The sequence below is a fragment of the Paenibacillus sp. MMO-58 genome (assembly GCF_037146255.1).
Lineage (GTDB): Bacteria > Bacillota > Bacilli > Paenibacillales > Paenibacillaceae > Pristimantibacillus.
The window spans coordinates 25,141-40,597 of sequence record NZ_JBBCVY010000024.1; the positions used below are offsets into that span (position 1 = coordinate 25,141).

A 15,457-nucleotide genomic window follows, 5' to 3' on the forward strand; every position below is an offset into this window, starting at 1 on the left:
CATAACAAAGAGGGATAGAGGAGGAGACGCAAGTGTCTGCAATACTCAAAACGGCAGTATCGACAAAAGAAGTTGAGGTGTGGCTCAGCTCGGAATTGACCCCGGGGAATACCCGCTGGTTTGAAGGGCCGGCGGATCCGGCTTATGCGTTAAGCGGGCAGCCGAAGCTGGCATTAACCGATCCTTCTGCCTCGGATCAAACGACGATTCTCGTAACGCCTGCCCATACGTATCAACAGATGCTGGGGATCGGAACTTCGGTGGAAGAGACAACGATCAACAATCTGCTGAAGATGGACGCCGCTTCGCAAGCGAGCTTTATTCAGCAGCTGGCGGACAAGGAGCAGGGGCTGGGTTTTAATCTGTTCCGGATAACGATCGGGACCTCGGATTTCACCGCGCAGCCGTTCTATACGTATAACGATCTTCCCGAGGGAGAAACCGATTTCGAACTGAAGCATTTCAGCGTTCAGAAGGATATCGATCTGTCGATCTTCAGGACGGTGCAGAGGCTGCTGAAGGTCGTGCCGGATGCGAAAATTTTCGCTTCTCCTTGGAGTCCGCCGGCCTGGATGAAGACAAACGGCGATCTGAAGCGGGGAAGCCTGAAGGAAGGCGCCGAGTACACGGAAGCGCTGGCGAAATATTACCGCCTGGCTATTCAGGCGTACGAGGAGCATGGCATTCCGGTCTGTGCGATGACGCTGCAAAACGAACCGCTGCTCGAGACCGACTATCCAAGCTGCTACATGTCCCCTGAACGTCAGCGCGAGCTGGCGATTGCCCTGAAGCGCGAGTTCGAGGAGCATGGACTAGCAACGGAGCTATGGATCTTCGATCACAACTTTGCGGATGCGATGGGTTATGTCACGCCGATTCTGAATGACTCGGAAGGCTATGCGGCGGTTGACGGCATTGCGCTCCATGACTATGACGGCTCGCCGGAAGTGATGAGCGAGATCCATGCGGCATATCCGGAAAAGCCGATATATCTGACGGAGCGTTCCTTATGGGGAACGGCCGGCGCGGACCGGATGGCGCAATATTTCCGCAACTATGCCAGCAGCTATAACGCTTGGGTAACGATGCTCGACAGCCGAATCGGCACGCATCAATGGCTTGGGCAGCCCGGCCCAACGATGCTTATGCAGGATGCGGATGAGCCTAGCCGATTCTGGCGCACGCCGGAATTTAATCTGCTTGCGCAATACTCCCGCTTTGTCGAGTGCGGCGCATACCGGATCGGCAGCACTTACGGATCGCCGGAGACGGTAACCAATGTGGCGTTCCGCAATCCGGACGGCAGCCTCGTTATGGTTGTTATCAATCAGACGGCGGAAGAGCAGTCGTTCCGCGTGCTTTGCGAAGGCAAGCAATTCGTAGCAACGCTTCCTGCCGGAACCGTCGGCACGTACCGCTGGTAAGAATTTAGAAAAGGCTGTCTCCCATTCATGGAGACAGCCTTTTTTTCTAACCTTGCGCTTACTTAGGATCAAGCTTAACACCTGTGAGCTGTTCGCTGAGCTGCCACAAACGACCGGCGGCAGCTTCCGGTAGGCTACGAAAGCCCCGAGACGGCGCCCGCATATCGCTCTCCGTATACAACCCCTGCACCCCGCACCCCGTCATCGCTCACCAATACCATACTCTTGACCGATTCAGCCAGTACGGCAAATAACTCCACGAACTACATTGCACGTTTTACAGCATAATTGGCCCTACACGCCTGATTTGTCCGTTTATGCTGCACGATCTGCAGGATATTTCGCTTAGATAGGCCATTCCGGGGTTTAAAAGGGATATTTACTGCATTTCGTGCAACGTAGAACGCGGAATCGGCTTATAGGAGTGAAATATGCTGCATAAAGTGCAATGCAGTGACAAGCCGGTCTGACAAGTTGAACGGAAAATTTGTCAGTAAGACAAATATTTTGGCGGGAGCGGGCATACCTTGTAACATTGCGCACAACATTTGCGAGCGAGAGCAGTCATGCGGGTATGGCATGGCTGCTACTGGTGTCGAATTTAACGCAGCTGACCATGCCGTCCAAAGCTTTAGAAAAAGTTGAATGATTAAGGACTTGGGTACGGTTGACAGTGTCATTGAGAATGGTTATCATGTATCTAACGAAACTGATAATCATTATCAATAGTAGGATGCGCATTAGCTGTATACGCACCACCGGGCAAGAGGTCCGGGCTTCGCACAAAGGGAGGTTCTAACGTTGGGTTTATTGTATGAAATGGTCTTGAAGAAGAAGAAGCAAATACATCCAGTCCGTCAGACGGAGAGCGAAGAACGGGAATCGAAGCCGTGGCAGGTCGAGTCCATCCTTATTCATAAGGCAGAAGAACGGAAAGAACACAACAAGTAAGCCTGCGCGGGCAGGCCTTACATAGCATTGGAGCTGAAAAAGGTGAAGGAAAGCCGGTTTAATCAGAATGGTCAGCCGGGGAATACGACGGATCAGATCAATCACGAAGGCAAGCCGTGGAACTGGATGTTGTTTCCCTTTTCGTCGGTGCGGGTTAGCCAAGATTCGATCATAGCTGCTTCGGTTGGTTATGGCGTATACGAGATTGACGAGTTCGGAGAGTGGACGAAGCTGGCGGCGGGGCTGCCGCCTCAGGCAAGCGTGAACCGGCTTCAGCTGCATAGCGGTATTTTGCATGCCTGCACGAGCGAAGGGTTATTCCTGTACGAGGATGAGGAGTGGGTGGATACGGGACTTGCTGTCCCATGCTCCCAATACCGCATCCTGGGCGGAACCGGCTATGCGGCAACCGAATACGGGCTGTGGTCGGAAGTGCGCGGAGAATGGCAAAAGTTTGCCTGCCCGGGCAAAAAGGTATTCGACTTCATGAACCTTCCCCAATATCTCGTTGTTGGACACGAGAGCGGAATTGCGCTGTATGACCGGTTTATGGACGAATGGGCCGAGTTCGAGCTGAACCGGGCGGTCACAAGCCTCTCGGTATTCCGCGGGCATCTGGTTGGAGCAAGCGAGAAGGGAGAGCTGCTGATCGGGGATAAAAGAGGCCTGTTCGAACGGATCCGCTTCAACGGTAAATTTGTTTTCTCCGTTGTATCGATTGGCATTGATACTTATGTGTGCACGGACCATGGTCTATTTCGGCTCAGCATGATTCAGAACCAGTTCGCGCTTCTGTCGGTTAAGCTTGGTTATCCGGTGACGGACGTCGAGCTCCGAAATGGCAGACTGTACATGGCGACCTTATTTCAAGGCATTCAATATTTAGATATCTAAGCGGTATCGGATGCTCCTTCCTTACCGGAGCGGCTAAGTTTCTCGCACATTATTCAGGAGGTCTTCATGAAGGTCATTGTGGCTTATGCAAGTTTGACGGGAAATACGGAGGAGATGGCGGAAGCCATTGCCGCCGGCGCAAGGGAAGCAGGCGCGGAGGTTGCGGTAAGAGATGCTTATGATGCGGATGCATCCGAGCTGGATCAATATTTGCCCAATGAATTTATAGATTTTTACGAAGCGTTAAGCGATCTGGATTTAAGCGGGCGGAAGGCCATTGTATTTGGCTCCGGGGATACTTCGTACCCGATCTTCTGCGGGGCGGTGGATACGATTGAAGCTAAGCTGAAGGAGATTGGAGCGGAGCTGGTGCTGCCGGGCTTGAAGGTTGAATTCGATCCGTCCAAGGATCAGATTATCGAGTGTAAGGCTGCAGGCTGGTTGATTGCCGGATCGGTACCTGCTGTCAGATAGATGTATAAAGTTCCGGAGGAGGTGGCCGGCTTTGGATGCTGCGGCAAAGGGGAAGGTAATTGAAGATTATAAGCTGGAGGAGCTCCTGAGATGTCCGTACCGGTATGCCAAACGGCAGGGAGCCGCGCCATCGGCTAAGACGGAGGTTAATTGGGTGCAGCTTGCCCAGGTGGCTGTCAGCCATGCGGTCAACGCATTTTTTATGACGCCCGAGGGAGAACGGTCTCATTTCTCTATCCCGGATACGCTCGAGCGTTGGTGGACCAACAAGGTAGAGGAATTCGAGTCTCCGGAGCATTATTGGTTGATCAGGCAGCAATTGATTGACGGTCTACATTCCTTATTATCAAGCGAAAAATCCACTACTCCGATTATTCTTTTCGAGCAGCATCAGGTTTTTGTGCCGGAGCTCCGGGTGGAGCTGATGCAAATTTTCCAGGTGGTGCTCAAAAGCGACAACGGTAATCCTGACGATTACATCGTGCGCAAATACATCGTTGACGAGGACGAAGAGATCATCGCTTTGTTCCGGCATTTGACGGCGGTTTTTTGCTCAAGCGCCTTTGGGAGGCTGCCGCTTCGAATTGAGGTACTGTCCGTCTTAAGCGGTAATCAGCTTATTGTGTATCCCGATAAGAAGTCGCTTGAACAGTCGCTGGATTATATGAAGCTGGCTGCAAGCTTTATGCCGGAAGCATCGTCTGCGGCGGGTCAGCTGCGCAAATCGAAAGGGGCCGCGGAATGCCGCCGCTGCCCGTTTCTCGGAGAATGCCTGAGCCCGGTTGAGGAAACAGCCGAAGCTATCATTATGTAACTGGAAAGCCCTATTCTTCTACTAGAGGAATAGGGCTTTTTTTCATAGACTGGATCTGTCGAACATTGTAGACAAATGGCTATGATTTCGGTAACATGGCAATAGCTTTTATGAAGTTTTTGCATACATACACACCATTGAGACAACAAGGAGAGGTTTATTGTGTCGGAGGAATTGCTGCTGACCTTTCGGTCGCCGCCGCTGCCATTTTTCATAGAATCGAATCGGAGAACCTATCAAGCGGGGGAAGAGCATCCGAACCGAACGAATCTGGGCGTATTTGATCTGCTGTTCGTTCAGCAGGGCTCGCTCTATATCGCGGAGGAGGGCAACCGTTGGACGCTTCAAGCCGGGGATGTGCTCATTCTGCGGCCGGACCGTTGGCATCACTCTTTTAAGCCTTGCCAAGAGGAGACCGTATTTGACTGGGTGCATTTCCAGACGGTTGGAGCTTGGGAGGAAACGGAGGCAAGTCAGGGATCGCTGCGCGGAGATTATTACACGTATGCCATTCGCCTGCCGAAAAAAATGCATTTATCGTTCCCGGACGAAGCGAAGCTTCTGTTCTCCCAGCTGCATGAAGCGGCGCAAAGCTCTTCGCATGGCGCCTTCTGGGAACGCCAGCAGCGTTTTCTCCATTTGCTGCAGATGCTTGACGAGGGCTGGCGCTCGGATGCGGCGAAGGCCGGGGTATCGGTTGCGGAACGCGCTGCCGCATATTTGAAGATGAATTACCGCAGCGTGATTACGAATACGATGCTGAGCGAAGCGCTTCAGCTGCATACGAACTACATTACCCGCTGCATGACCGAGGTGTTCGGCTGTACGCCGCAGCAATATTTGCTGTATTACCGCCTCGACCAGGCGAAGCTGCTGCTGATCAAGACGGACTGGCCGATCGCAAGAGTGGCGGAGGAGACGGGATTCCGTCAGACGCCGCATTTCTCCAGGCTTTTTGCCGCGCAGACCGGCATGCCGCCGCTTAAATTCCGCAAACGATTCACGAATTAATGGAAAGGAACGCATAATCATCCCGCGCTTTAGAGAATACTTGGTTAAAAAGCGCTGGGGGTTATTGCATATGATTGAACGTTATTCCATTACCGCGGATGTTGGAGATATGATTGAGGCTTTTAAGGTGGAGCAGTTGATTAATTGTTACACGAACCGGTTTAATGTAGCGCCTACGCAGACGGTGTCCATTGTTATGAACGATCGCTGGGGACTCCGGACGATGCATGACGCTAGATGGGGACTGTTCCCGTTCTGGGCAAAAGATTCCGTAAACGCGGACAGCTCGATGCTGTCGAACAAGCCTTTCTTCGAGCGGATGCTGCGCAAGCAGCGCTGCGTTGTGCCTTGCAGCGGATTTTTCGGCTGGCAGAAAGGGCAGAAGGAGAAGGACTCGCGGGCGATGCATATCGTGGTGCCGAACCGCAGAGTGTTCGGGATTGCCGGCTTCTTCGACGTCTGGCGGAATTACAGCGGGCAAGAGGTGCGCGCCTTTACCATGATTACCGCCCCGGCAACCGGGACGATGTCGCAATGGCAGCCTAACGTGCCGGTTATTATGGACGAAGAGGGGATGGAGGATTGGTTGAATCCCAGCATCTCGGACTTCCGCTCGCTGCGCAAGCATCTGGAGCCGATGGACAGCTACCGCATGAGAGCTTATCCGGTCACCAACGCGGTGAACGATGAAGCTTACGAATCCCCGGACTGCGTCCGGGAGATCCGCCCGGATTTTGCTTTGAAATGATTGTAAGGGACTATCCCCGTAAGCTCTGCTTGCGGGGATAGTCCCTTTTTTGGTGGCCGGCGGTGCACGCCGGGCGGCTGAGTAAGGGCGTGTAGCCTGGGCTAATAAGAGCAGCCCGGTCAGAAAAAGCAGGTAAGGGAAAACAAGGAAGGCCGGGGGCCCGAGGGCCGGTAAGTCCGTGGGCCGGGAAGGCAGAAAGCATGGGAACCCGGTAAGCCCGGGAGCTCGGAAGCCCGGGAACCCCCGGAAGCCCGTGGAGCCCGGTAAGTCCGGAAACCCGGGAGCCGGGGAGCCGGGAAGGCAGAAAGCATGGAAACCCGGTAAGCCCGGGAATCCTCGGAATCCGGTAGCATGGAAACCCGGGAAGTCCGGAAGCCAGTGGAGCCCGGAAGCCCGGATGTCCGGAACCCCGGAACCTTCGCGAAAGAGGATTAACCGTCCCAATGATTAGCCGGGTTAATGCTTAGGACCGCTAAGTTAACCGGATTTCGTTCTGCCGAACTCCTCCGTTAATAGCGGAACAACCTCGAACAGGTCCCCGACGATGCCATAATCAGCTACGCTAAAGATGGGCGCGTCGGGGTCTTTGTTGATCGCGATAATGACGCGCGATTGGCTCATGCCGGCAAGATGCTGAATAGCGCCGCTTATTCCGCAGGCAATATAGAGCTGCGGCGTAACGACCTTGCCGGTCTGCCCGATCTGCAGGGCATAGCCGCAGTAGCCGGCATCGCAAGCGCCCCGCGAGGCGCCAACCGCGCCGCCGAGCACGCCGGCGAGCTCTTGCAGCGGCTCGAAGCCGGCCGAGCTGCGTACGCCTCTGCCGCCGGAGACGACTACGTCTGCCTCGGCGAGATCGATTTGGCCGCCGGCGCGGCGCACTAGCGAGCGTACCGCGGTCAGGATCGGCGGTACCGTGAACGGCAGCGCCTGCACGGTGCCTTGGGGCTCGCCGGCCGGCAGGGTCTCGGCCGGCTCGAAGTTATTCGGGCGGACCGTGACGACCCACGGCCGGCCCGGGGTGAAGCTGCGCCGCTCGAACGCCTTGCCGGCGTAGAGCGGCCGTGTGAACACGCCATCGGTTTCATCGATGGCGGTCACGTCTGCGACGTGGCCGGCGCCGATGGCCGCGGCCACGCGGGGCGCGAGCTCGCGCCCCACGGCGGTATGGCCGAGCAGCAGCGCGTCCGGCCTTACCGCTTCTATAGCTGCGCGCAAGGCGGCGATGCACGCCTCTGGCGCGAAGGCGCGAAGGGCCGGGTCGTCCGCGACATGGACGACATCCGCCCCTCGCGCAGCCAGCGCGGCTGCTTCGTCGGCCGAGCCGCCGGGAGCTGCGAGGACGGCATGGACCGAGCCGTCCGCACCGGCCAGCCGCCGCGCGGCGCCAAGCGCCTCAAGCGCTACGCGGCGCAGTTTGCCGTCCCGGCATTCGGCGAACACGAGTATCGTTCTTCCCATCTTATTTCCTCCTTTGTTGCAGGTCGAGCTGCAAATGAAATTTTATCTCCAAAGTTGCTGAAGTAACCTTCTGCATTGCCATTGGGGCAATAAGACCCTGGGAGGGCTTTATTGCGATAGGTTGAGTTGCGATTGTATAAGATAGGACCCTCATAGGGTCTTATTTCTGTTGCAGTCAGGTCTTTTCAATGCTTTTCTGGCTTTCCCGTTACGATAAGGCCCTGGCAGGGTCTTATCCGAACTATTAAGTAGATGAAGCACCTCAATAAGACCCCGAGAGGGTCTTATTGGATGCATTTCAAACTTAGGAGCTGAGAGGAGTTAAGAGCCTTTAGGGCACTTAATCCGCTAGATAATTTAGCTACTTGGTACGTTAAGGTCCCTTAGGGACCTTAACAACCGGCAAACGAGCAAAAGGCCGCCAAATTGGTGGGTCGGCATAAGGTTAAGATCCCTTAGGGCTCTTAACCAGCTGAATAAGCTAGTTGTGTGACACGTTAAGGCCCCTTAGGGACCTTAACAATCAGCGAACGAGCAAAAAGACCGTCAGGTTGGCGGGTACGCATAAGGTTAAGATCCATTAGGGCTCTTAACCAGCTGAATAAGCTAGTTGTGAGACACGTTAAGGTCCCTTAGGGACCTTAACAATCAGCGAACGAGCAAAAAGACCGTCAGGTAGGCGGGTACGCATAAGGTTAAGATCCCTTAGGGCTCTTAACCAGCTGAATAAGCTAGTTGTGTGGCACGTTAAGGCTCCTTAGGGACCTTAACAATCAGCGAACGAGCAAAAAGACCGTCAGGTTGGCGGGTACGCATAAGGTTAAGATCCCTTGGGGCTCTTAACCAGCTAAACAAGCTAGCTGTGTGACACGTTATGGTCCCTTAGGGACCTTAACAACCGGCAAACGAGCAAAAAGACCGTCAGGTTGGCGGGTACGCATAAGGTTAAGATCCCTTGGGGCTCTTAACCAGCTGAATAAGCTAGTTGTGTGGCACGTTAAGGCCCCTTAGGGACCTTAACAACCGGCAAACGAGAAAAAGGTTGTCAAGTTGGTGGATACGCACAAGGTTAAGGTCACTCAGGGCTCGTAACCTGGCTGCCCACATCTAAGGTATCGTCCTCGTTAACCGCCTTAACGTTTAACGTCGTTCAGTCGCGTCACTGCGGCAGCTGGCCCTCCGCCTGCAGCAGGCGGACAAGCTCCGCCGCCTGCTCGCCGGGCGTCCCGGCGAGGCGCCGGCCGGCTGCGCGCGGCGCCGGCGGAAAAAGCGCCAGGCGCGATGTCCGCGCGCCTTCTTCCTCGCCGCCTGCGGCTGCCGACACACGGGCGAGCGGCTTCCGCTTCGCCTTCATAATGCCCGGCAGCGACGGATACCGCGGCTCGTTGAGCCCTTGCTGCGCGGTGATCAGCGCTGGCAGCGGGATCACAACCGTCTCCGTGTCGCCCTCGACATCGCGCTCCACGACAGCAAACCTCGCCGCCGACGCTGCGCCCGGCGGCAGCTCGCCGGATGCCTTCGCTTCATCCGGCCCTGCAATGCCAACCTTCACCGCTGCTGACGCATGCGGCAGACCAAGCCGTTCCGCGACCTGGAGCGCTACGCTCCCGGAGCCGCTGTCGACGGCGAACAAGCCCGCCAGCAGCAGATCCGGCTTAAGCGGCTCGATAACCTTCGCTAGCGCAGCGGCCAGCGCGAAGCTGTCGCTGCTCTCCACGGTAGCCGCGTCGAGCCGGATGGCCTCATCCGCGCCCATCGCAAGCGCGGTCCGCAGGGCTTCCTCCGAGCGGTCGCCGCCGCAGGAGACAACCCGTACCTCGCCGCCATGCGCCTCGCGCTGGCGCAGCGCCTCCTCGAGGGCATATTCGTCATAAGGATTAATAACGAGCTTGGCGTCCGCTTCCGCAACGGCGCCGTCCTTTACGATAATTTTTTCTTCCGTATCAAATGTCTGCTTGAGTAGAACGACAATGTTCAGCACTGCAGCAACCTCCTCAGACTATAGTTCCATGCTCCATTTTCGTCCGGCTCACACGCCTCTCCCGCAGCATGGCCGCGGCTGGCTGCAAGGCTCGGTTAAACCGCTTTCCATCAGTGCTACGATATGAGTCGACTCGGCCAAATAGACCGTCCGCACCGGCGAAAGGGGCGGCATGTTCATGCTATCGGGCTCATATACTGGAGCACCGCGGTTTTTTTGAAAATGCTGCCCTGCCAAAGGCCGGCGAAGCCGTTTCACCTTGAATTCTAAGCATTTATAAGTTTTCTCTTGTAAACATGGCTTGAAATTCTTCGGATTGAAACGCGCTCTCTCTGCCATAGGAAGGAGCAGCCGTTTCACCTAGTCACAACGCTTAAAAGCTTGTCCGAATCGAGGGCTGCAAAAGGGGGGCGTGGCCATTGCTGGAATGGTGGTCGGCAGATGTGGCGACAGCTGCACTCAGGTGGGTTTTGTTCGCGGCGGTATTGGGGCTTGCCGCATTCGCTTTTGTTACGGTCGTCTTGCGCAGGGTGGGCTATATTAAGCTTGGCCGGGCGGCTGCCCATGAGGCGATGCCATCGGATGAGCGGAGGGAATTAGCCGGACGTCCCTCGGTAACGGGACAGGTGCTCGGGCACAGCAAGCTGCTGCGCGATATCCGGAGCGGCGTCATGCATTTCATTTATTTCTACGGTTTTATCATTTTGCAGTTTGGAGCGGCGGATATCATCTGGAAAAAGCTCAGCGGTCACCCGATTCCGTTTCCCTTCTACGGCCAGTTCGCCTGGTCGCAGGAGCTGACGGTCTCGCTTGTCCTGCTCGCGGTCCTGTACGGGGCTTTCCGCCGGTATATCGAGCAGTTGCCAAGGCTGAAGCGCGGCTGGAAGCCTTCGCTTGTCCTTTGGTTTATCGGCGGGTTGATGCTGACTGTCCTGCTGACGCTTTCCTTCGAGCGGCTGTCGGGAGATCCGCATGCCGTAGCTGGCCGTTTTGCGCCTGTTTCCTCCGTGCTTGCGGACTGGATCGGGAAGCTTGGCGTGCCTTCCGGCAGCATAGCGTCGGAAGCCGGTTACGAGTTGTTCTGGTGGCTGCATCTGTTGGTACTGCTGTCTTTCCTTGTGTACGTGCCGCAGTCGAAGCATTTTCACCTGCTGACGGCTCCCGTGAATTTGTGGCTCGGGCGCAATGCGCCGGTGGGCCGGCTGGCGCCGCTTAATCTGGAGGATGAGGAAGCGGAGTATTTTGGCGCGGGCAAAATCGAGCATTTTACGCAAAAGCAGCTGCTGGACCTGTACGCCTGCGTGGAATGCGGACGCTGTACGAATGTTTGCCCGGCTTCGAATACCGGCAAGCTGCTGTCGCCGATGCATCTCATGACAAAGCTTCGGGATCATCTCACGGAAAAAGGCGCCGCCATTACGTCCAAGTCGCCCTGGGTTCCAACGTTTATGGGCGGGCAGGCGGCAGGGGCGCATGTGATGGGCGCGCTGATTCCGTCCTGGGAGGATAGTCCGGAAGGAAGCGTGACCTCCATTATTCCGACCATGACGGCGCAGAAGCAGGCTTGGAATGCCCGGGAGGGAACAAAGCCGGATGAGCTGGAGCTGATCGGAGACGTCATGAGCGAGGAGGAGCTGTGGGCATGTACCACCTGCCGCAACTGCGAGGAGATGTGCCCGGTTGGCAACGAGCATGTCGACAAAATCATCGATATGCGCCGTTATCTCGTGCTGATGGAAGGCCGCCTGCCGTTTGACGGTCAGCGCGCGCTGCAAAACATCGAACGCCAAAGCAACCCATGGGGACTTCCGAGAGCCGAACGCGCGGCTTGGATCGACGAATGCGAGAGCCGCACCGGCGTCCGCGTTAAGACGATGCAGGAAATCAAACGTGCGGGAGCGCCAAAGCCGCAGTTTCTGCTGTGGGCAGGGTCCATGGGCTCTTACGATACGCGCAGCCGGAAGGTGCTGTACGATCTCGTGCGGCTGCTTGACCAGGCGGGAGTGTCGTTTGCCACGCTTGGGGCAGAGGAGCGGAACTCGGGAGATACGCCGCGCAGGATCGGCAACGAGCTGCTTTTCCAGGAACTGTGCCGCGAGAACATCGAGACCATTGCCCGTTACGGAATAACTCGTATTGTAACGGCCTGCCCGCATACGCTTAATACTTTCCGCAAGGAGTACCCGGATTTCGGACTTCCTTCGGACGTCAGGATCGAGCATCATACGGAGCTGCTGGCCCGGCTGCTCAAGGATGGGCGGTTAACGCCCGAGCACCTTATCAAAGAACGCGTCACCTACCATGATTCCTGCTATCTCGGACGTTATAACGGCATTTACGATGCACCGCGCGAGGTGCTGAAGGCGATTCCGGGCATCGAGATCGAAGAGATGGCGAGAAATCGCGAGAACGGCATGTGCTGCGGAGCGGGCGGCGGCCTGATGTGGATGGAAGAGCAAAGCGGCGTCCGCGTTAACCGCGCCAGAGTATCGCAGGCGCTGGAGGTACGGCCTACGGTCATTGGCTCGGCCTGCCCGTATTGCCTGACGATGATGGAAGACGGGCTGAAGCTTCTCGAGGCCGATGAGCGGACGGCGGCACGCGATGTAGCGGAGCTGCTTGCGGCAAGCGTGTTTGGCAAAGAGACGGCTTAACGGCCTGACTGCCCGGCTAAAAAACGACTCATGCTTTCGAAGCAAAAATCATCAATAACCCAGGAGGGACTATTCAATGTCGATGAATCGAACGGGTACGGTAAGGCGCGCGGCCGTCATCGGCTCCGGCGTAATGGGCGCGGGAATTGCCGCGCATTTGGCGAATGCCGGCATGCGTGTGCTGCTGCTCGATGTCGTGCCGCAAGCACTGCTTCCGGAGGAGGAAAAACGCGGACTGACGCTGGCTTCCCCGCAGGTGCGCAGCCGCCTTGCGCAAGCTGCCGTTGTCCGAATGGCGAAGGCGCAGCCTGCCCCGCTGTATGAGCCGTCTTTTGCCGGGCGGATTACGGCTGGTAATCTCGAGGATCACCTGGCAGGACTATCCGAGGTGGATTGGATTGTGGAGGCGGTTGTCGAGCGGCTGGATGTGAAGCGAAGTCTGTTCGAGCGGGTGGAGAGCGTGTGGAAGCCGGGCATGATTGTATCCTCCAATACATCGGGCTTATCGGTAGCCGAGATGGTGGAGGGCCGGAGCGAGGCGTTCCGGCAGCATTTTGCGGTGACGCATTTTTTCAACCCTCCGCGTTATATGAAGCTGGTTGAGGTTGTGCCGACGTGCGATACGGCTCCCGAGGTTACGGCACTGCTTACTGCTATATGCGAAGAACGGCTGGGAAAAGGCGTTGTTGTGGCGAAGGATACGCCTAATTTTATCGCCAACCGAATCGGCACGTACGGCATGCTGGTGACGCTGGAGGAGGTTCTTAGGTTTGGGCTTACGGTGGAGGAAGCAGATGCGCTGACCGGGCCCGCGATGGGGCGGCCCAAGACGGCAACGTTCCGGATGCTGGATCTGGTGGGCCTCGATACGCTGCTTCACGTCGTCGACAACGTCCGGGAGAAAAGCACGGATGCGGCTGAACGCGAGACGTTCGCAAGGCCTCCGCTATTAGAGCAGTTGGTGGCATCGGGCCGGCTGGGGGAAAAGAGCGGCGGTGGTTTTTACCGGAAAATTAGGGGGCTGAAGGGCGGCAGCGAGATTGAATCGCTTGATTTGGAATCGCTTGCTTACCGGCCGCGTAGCTCGGTGAAAGGACCAATCATCGATGCGGCCAAGGCGGCAAAAGGCACGGGCGGCAAAATCCGGGCGCTTATCGGCACGGATCCGAAGCATAAATATGCCCAGTTCGCCTGGCAGACGATTAAGCGCACGCTTCTCTATTCGGCAGCCTTGGTTGGCGTTATTGCCGACTCCATCACGGATATCGATAAAGCAATGAAATGGGGCTTCAGCTGGGAGCTTGGACCGTTTGAGCTGTGGGATGCGCTTGGCTTGGAGAAGTCCGTAGCCCGGATGAAGGCTGAAGGCGATGCGGTGCCGGAATGGGTACTGACATGGATTGCGGAAGGGAACGGCAGCTTTTATAAGGTGCAGGAAGGCAGACGGTTCGTGTACGCCAGCGGGGGCGGAGGGTATGCGGCCGAAGAGCTGTCACCGGATGAGATTTCGCTTGCTGCTTTGAAGGAAGCCGGCAGAACGGTGCTGCGCACCTCGGACGCGAGTCTGATTGATCTTGGTGACGACGTGGTCTGCCTCGAATTCCATTCGCAGAACAACGCCATCGGCGGCGAAATTCTGACGGCTATCCGGCGGACGGCCGAGGAGGTCAGCAAGAACTGGCGCGGGCTTGTTATTGCGAACGACGGGCGCAACTTCTGCGTAGGCGCGAACCTGCTGCTTCTCTTGATGGAGGCGCAAAACGGCGAATGGGATGAAGTCGAGGACATCATCCGAATGTTCCAGGGCAGCATGCTTTCGATCAAAAAATTAGACCGTCCCGTCGTCGCCGCGCCTCACCGGATGACGCTTGGCGGAGGCGTCGAGGCCTGCTTGCCGGCCGACCAGATTATTTTCTCGCCGGAGACGTATTTCGGTCTCGTTGAGACCGGGGTTGGCCTGATCCCGGCGGGCGGCGGCTCGAAAGAGGCAGCCGTTATGGCTGCGGCAAGGGCAGGAGGGGGCGAAATCCAGCCGCATTTGAACGCTCTATTCGAGACGGTTGCGATGGCCAAAACGTCCACCAGCGGCTTTGATGTTGGCCGCATCGGGCTGAAGCGCCCGCAGGACCGCGTCATTATGCGGCAGGACGCGCGGATTGCCGAAGCGAAGCGGGCGGTGCTTGAGCTGGACCGGGCGGGCTATACGCCGCAGCCCGAGGCTCGCGTCCGCGTGGCTGGCCGCGAGGGCAAGGCCGTGCTTCGCATGGGCGTGCACAGTCTGCTGCTGGGCGGGCAGATCAGCAAGCACGACGCGCTGATTGGGAATAAGCTCGCGCACGTGATGTCCGGCGGCGATGCGGCGCCGGGAGCAGAGGTCAGCGAGCAGTACCTGCTCGACCTGGAATGCGAAGCCTTCCTCAGCCTCTGCGGCGAACGCAAAACTCAGGAGCGCATGAGCTACATGCTCTCCACGGGCAAGCCGCTGCGGAATTAAGCGGAGCAAGGGGGAGTGAGGGTGGTTACATCGGGCACATGTGCCGGTGTTCTGGGGTATTGGTATAGACACAGCACGTAGACCTGTGGCACAGACTCCCTGCTCAGACTGGATTTCATCCAACATAATGATGCGTTATCGACCAGTAAGTAACTCTACATTGGATTTCATCCAACAAAATCAGCGTTTCAAATTCACTGTTTAAATGCTGCGCTTAAGGCGTTAGGGCCCTTTAGGGACCTTAACATTAAACTAACTTGCAATAGGAAGCGCATTAAGGTCCCTGAAGGGCCTTAAAACTCAGATTTCAGGTGGAAAATGCTGCGTATTGTGTTGATTTCATAAGGTTAAGGTCCCTAACGGGCCTTAACCACCCTAATAGATGCCGATTGGAACCAGATAAGGTCCCTGAAGGACCTAAACGTCGAAACAAGTCCAGACAGTTACTCGAAAACAAAAGTTGAGCAGCAAATAAGCCCCTGAGAGGGTCTTACCTGCCACGTTAACTGGTGACCGGAACGGGATAAGACCCTGCCGGGGTCTTATCCCCC

General features: G+C 56.6%; 12 protein-coding genes. 9 read left to right on the forward strand and 3 right to left on the reverse strand.

Going from position 1 to position 15,457, the window contains the following annotated elements; translation table 11 throughout:
- Positions 1 to 32: 32 nt before the first annotated feature.
- The 7 genes from WFJ73_RS32630 (at position 33) to WFJ73_RS32660 (ending at position 6,316) form a co-directional block, all read left to right on the forward strand.
- Positions 33 to 1,424 (forward strand): glycoside hydrolase family 30 protein, encoded by a 1,392-nt coding sequence (locus WFJ73_RS32630; RefSeq protein ID WP_336776917.1) that lies wholly within the window; start codon positions 33 to 35, stop codon positions 1,422 to 1,424.
- 801 nt (positions 1,425 to 2,225) lie between these two features.
- Positions 2,226 to 2,375 (forward strand): hypothetical protein, encoded by a 150-nt coding sequence (locus WFJ73_RS32635; protein ID WP_336776918.1) that lies wholly within the window; start codon positions 2,226 to 2,228, stop codon positions 2,373 to 2,375.
- A 27-nt stretch (positions 2,376 to 2,402) separates the two neighbouring features.
- Entirely contained in the window at positions 2,403 to 3,269 is an 867-nt protein-coding gene (locus WFJ73_RS32640; protein ID WP_336776919.1) for a hypothetical protein, read from the forward strand.
- Positions 3,270 to 3,335: 66 nt separating this feature from the next.
- Positions 3,336 to 3,743 (forward strand): flavodoxin domain-containing protein, encoded by a 408-nt coding sequence (locus WFJ73_RS32645; RefSeq protein WP_336776920.1) that lies wholly within the window; start codon positions 3,336 to 3,338, stop codon positions 3,741 to 3,743.
- Between the two features lie 31 nt (positions 3,744 to 3,774).
- Complete coding sequence (locus WFJ73_RS32650; protein WP_336776921.1) at positions 3,775 to 4,557, forward strand: hypothetical protein; 783 nt, start codon at positions 3,775 to 3,777, stop codon at positions 4,555 to 4,557.
- A gap of 162 nt (positions 4,558 to 4,719) precedes the next feature.
- Complete coding sequence (locus WFJ73_RS32655; protein ID WP_012772486.1) at positions 4,720 to 5,568, forward strand: AraC family transcriptional regulator; 849 nt, start codon at positions 4,720 to 4,722, stop codon at positions 5,566 to 5,568.
- A gap of 70 nt (positions 5,569 to 5,638) precedes the next feature.
- Positions 5,639 to 6,316 carry an SOS response-associated peptidase gene (locus WFJ73_RS32660; RefSeq protein WP_336776922.1) on the forward strand — a complete coding sequence of 226 codons (678 nt, stop codon included), beginning with the start codon at positions 5,639 to 5,641 and terminating at the stop codon, positions 6,314 to 6,316.
- Between the two features lie 477 nt (positions 6,317 to 6,793).
- On the opposite strand, the gene WFJ73_RS32665 is transcribed toward WFJ73_RS32660, so the two are convergent.
- The 3 genes from WFJ73_RS32665 to WFJ73_RS32675 form a co-directional block, all read right to left on the reverse strand.
- Entirely contained in the window at positions 6,794 to 7,777 is a 984-nt protein-coding gene (locus WFJ73_RS32665) for an electron transfer flavoprotein subunit alpha/FixB family protein (protein ID WP_336776923.1), read from the reverse strand.
- A 1,159-nt stretch (positions 7,778 to 8,936) separates the two neighbouring features.
- On the reverse strand, positions 8,937 to 9,755 hold the full coding sequence (locus WFJ73_RS32670) for an electron transfer flavoprotein subunit beta/FixA family protein (protein WP_336776928.1): 819 nt from the start codon (positions 9,753 to 9,755) through the stop codon (positions 8,937 to 8,939).
- A gap of 51 nt (positions 9,756 to 9,806) precedes the next feature.
- Positions 9,807 to 9,938: a hypothetical protein gene (locus tag WFJ73_RS32675; protein WP_336776924.1), complete on the reverse strand. Its 132-nt coding sequence runs from the start codon at positions 9,936 to 9,938 to the stop codon at positions 9,807 to 9,809.
- 239 nt (positions 9,939 to 10,177) lie between these two features.
- On the opposite strand from WFJ73_RS32675, the gene WFJ73_RS32680 reads away from it, so the two are divergent.
- Together WFJ73_RS32680 and WFJ73_RS32685 are read left to right on the forward strand one after the other, a co-directional pair.
- Positions 10,178 to 12,412 (forward strand): (Fe-S)-binding protein, encoded by a 2,235-nt coding sequence (locus WFJ73_RS32680; protein ID WP_336776925.1) that lies wholly within the window; start codon positions 10,178 to 10,180, stop codon positions 12,410 to 12,412.
- Between the two features lie 76 nt (positions 12,413 to 12,488).
- The gene (locus WFJ73_RS32685; RefSeq protein WP_336776926.1) at positions 12,489 to 14,906 is read left to right on the forward strand and encodes a 3-hydroxyacyl-CoA dehydrogenase/enoyl-CoA hydratase family protein; all 2,418 of its coding nucleotides are present in this window, start codon (positions 12,489 to 12,491) and stop codon (positions 14,904 to 14,906) included.
- The last annotated feature ends 551 nt before the right edge of the window (positions 14,907 to 15,457 follow it).

Excerpts from the sequence above, each read along its gene's own strand:
- WFJ73_RS32645 (WP_336776920.1), top strand. The coding sequence starts at position 3,336 with ATGAAGGTCATTGTGGCTTATGCAAGTTTGACGGGAAATACGGAGGAG.
- WFJ73_RS32660 (WP_336776922.1), top strand. The coding sequence starts at position 5,639 with ATGATTGAACGTTATTCCATTACCGCGGATGTTGGAGATATGATTGAG.
- WFJ73_RS32665 (WP_336776923.1), bottom strand. The coding sequence starts at position 7,777 with ATGGGAAGAACGATACTCGTGTTCGCCGAATGCCGGGACGGCAAACTG.
- WFJ73_RS32675 (WP_336776924.1), bottom strand. The coding sequence starts at position 9,938 with ATGAACATGCCGCCCCTTTCGCCGGTGCGGACGGTCTATTTGGCCGAG.
- WFJ73_RS32685 (WP_336776926.1), top strand. The coding sequence starts at position 12,489 with ATGTCGATGAATCGAACGGGTACGGTAAGGCGCGCGGCCGTCATCGGC.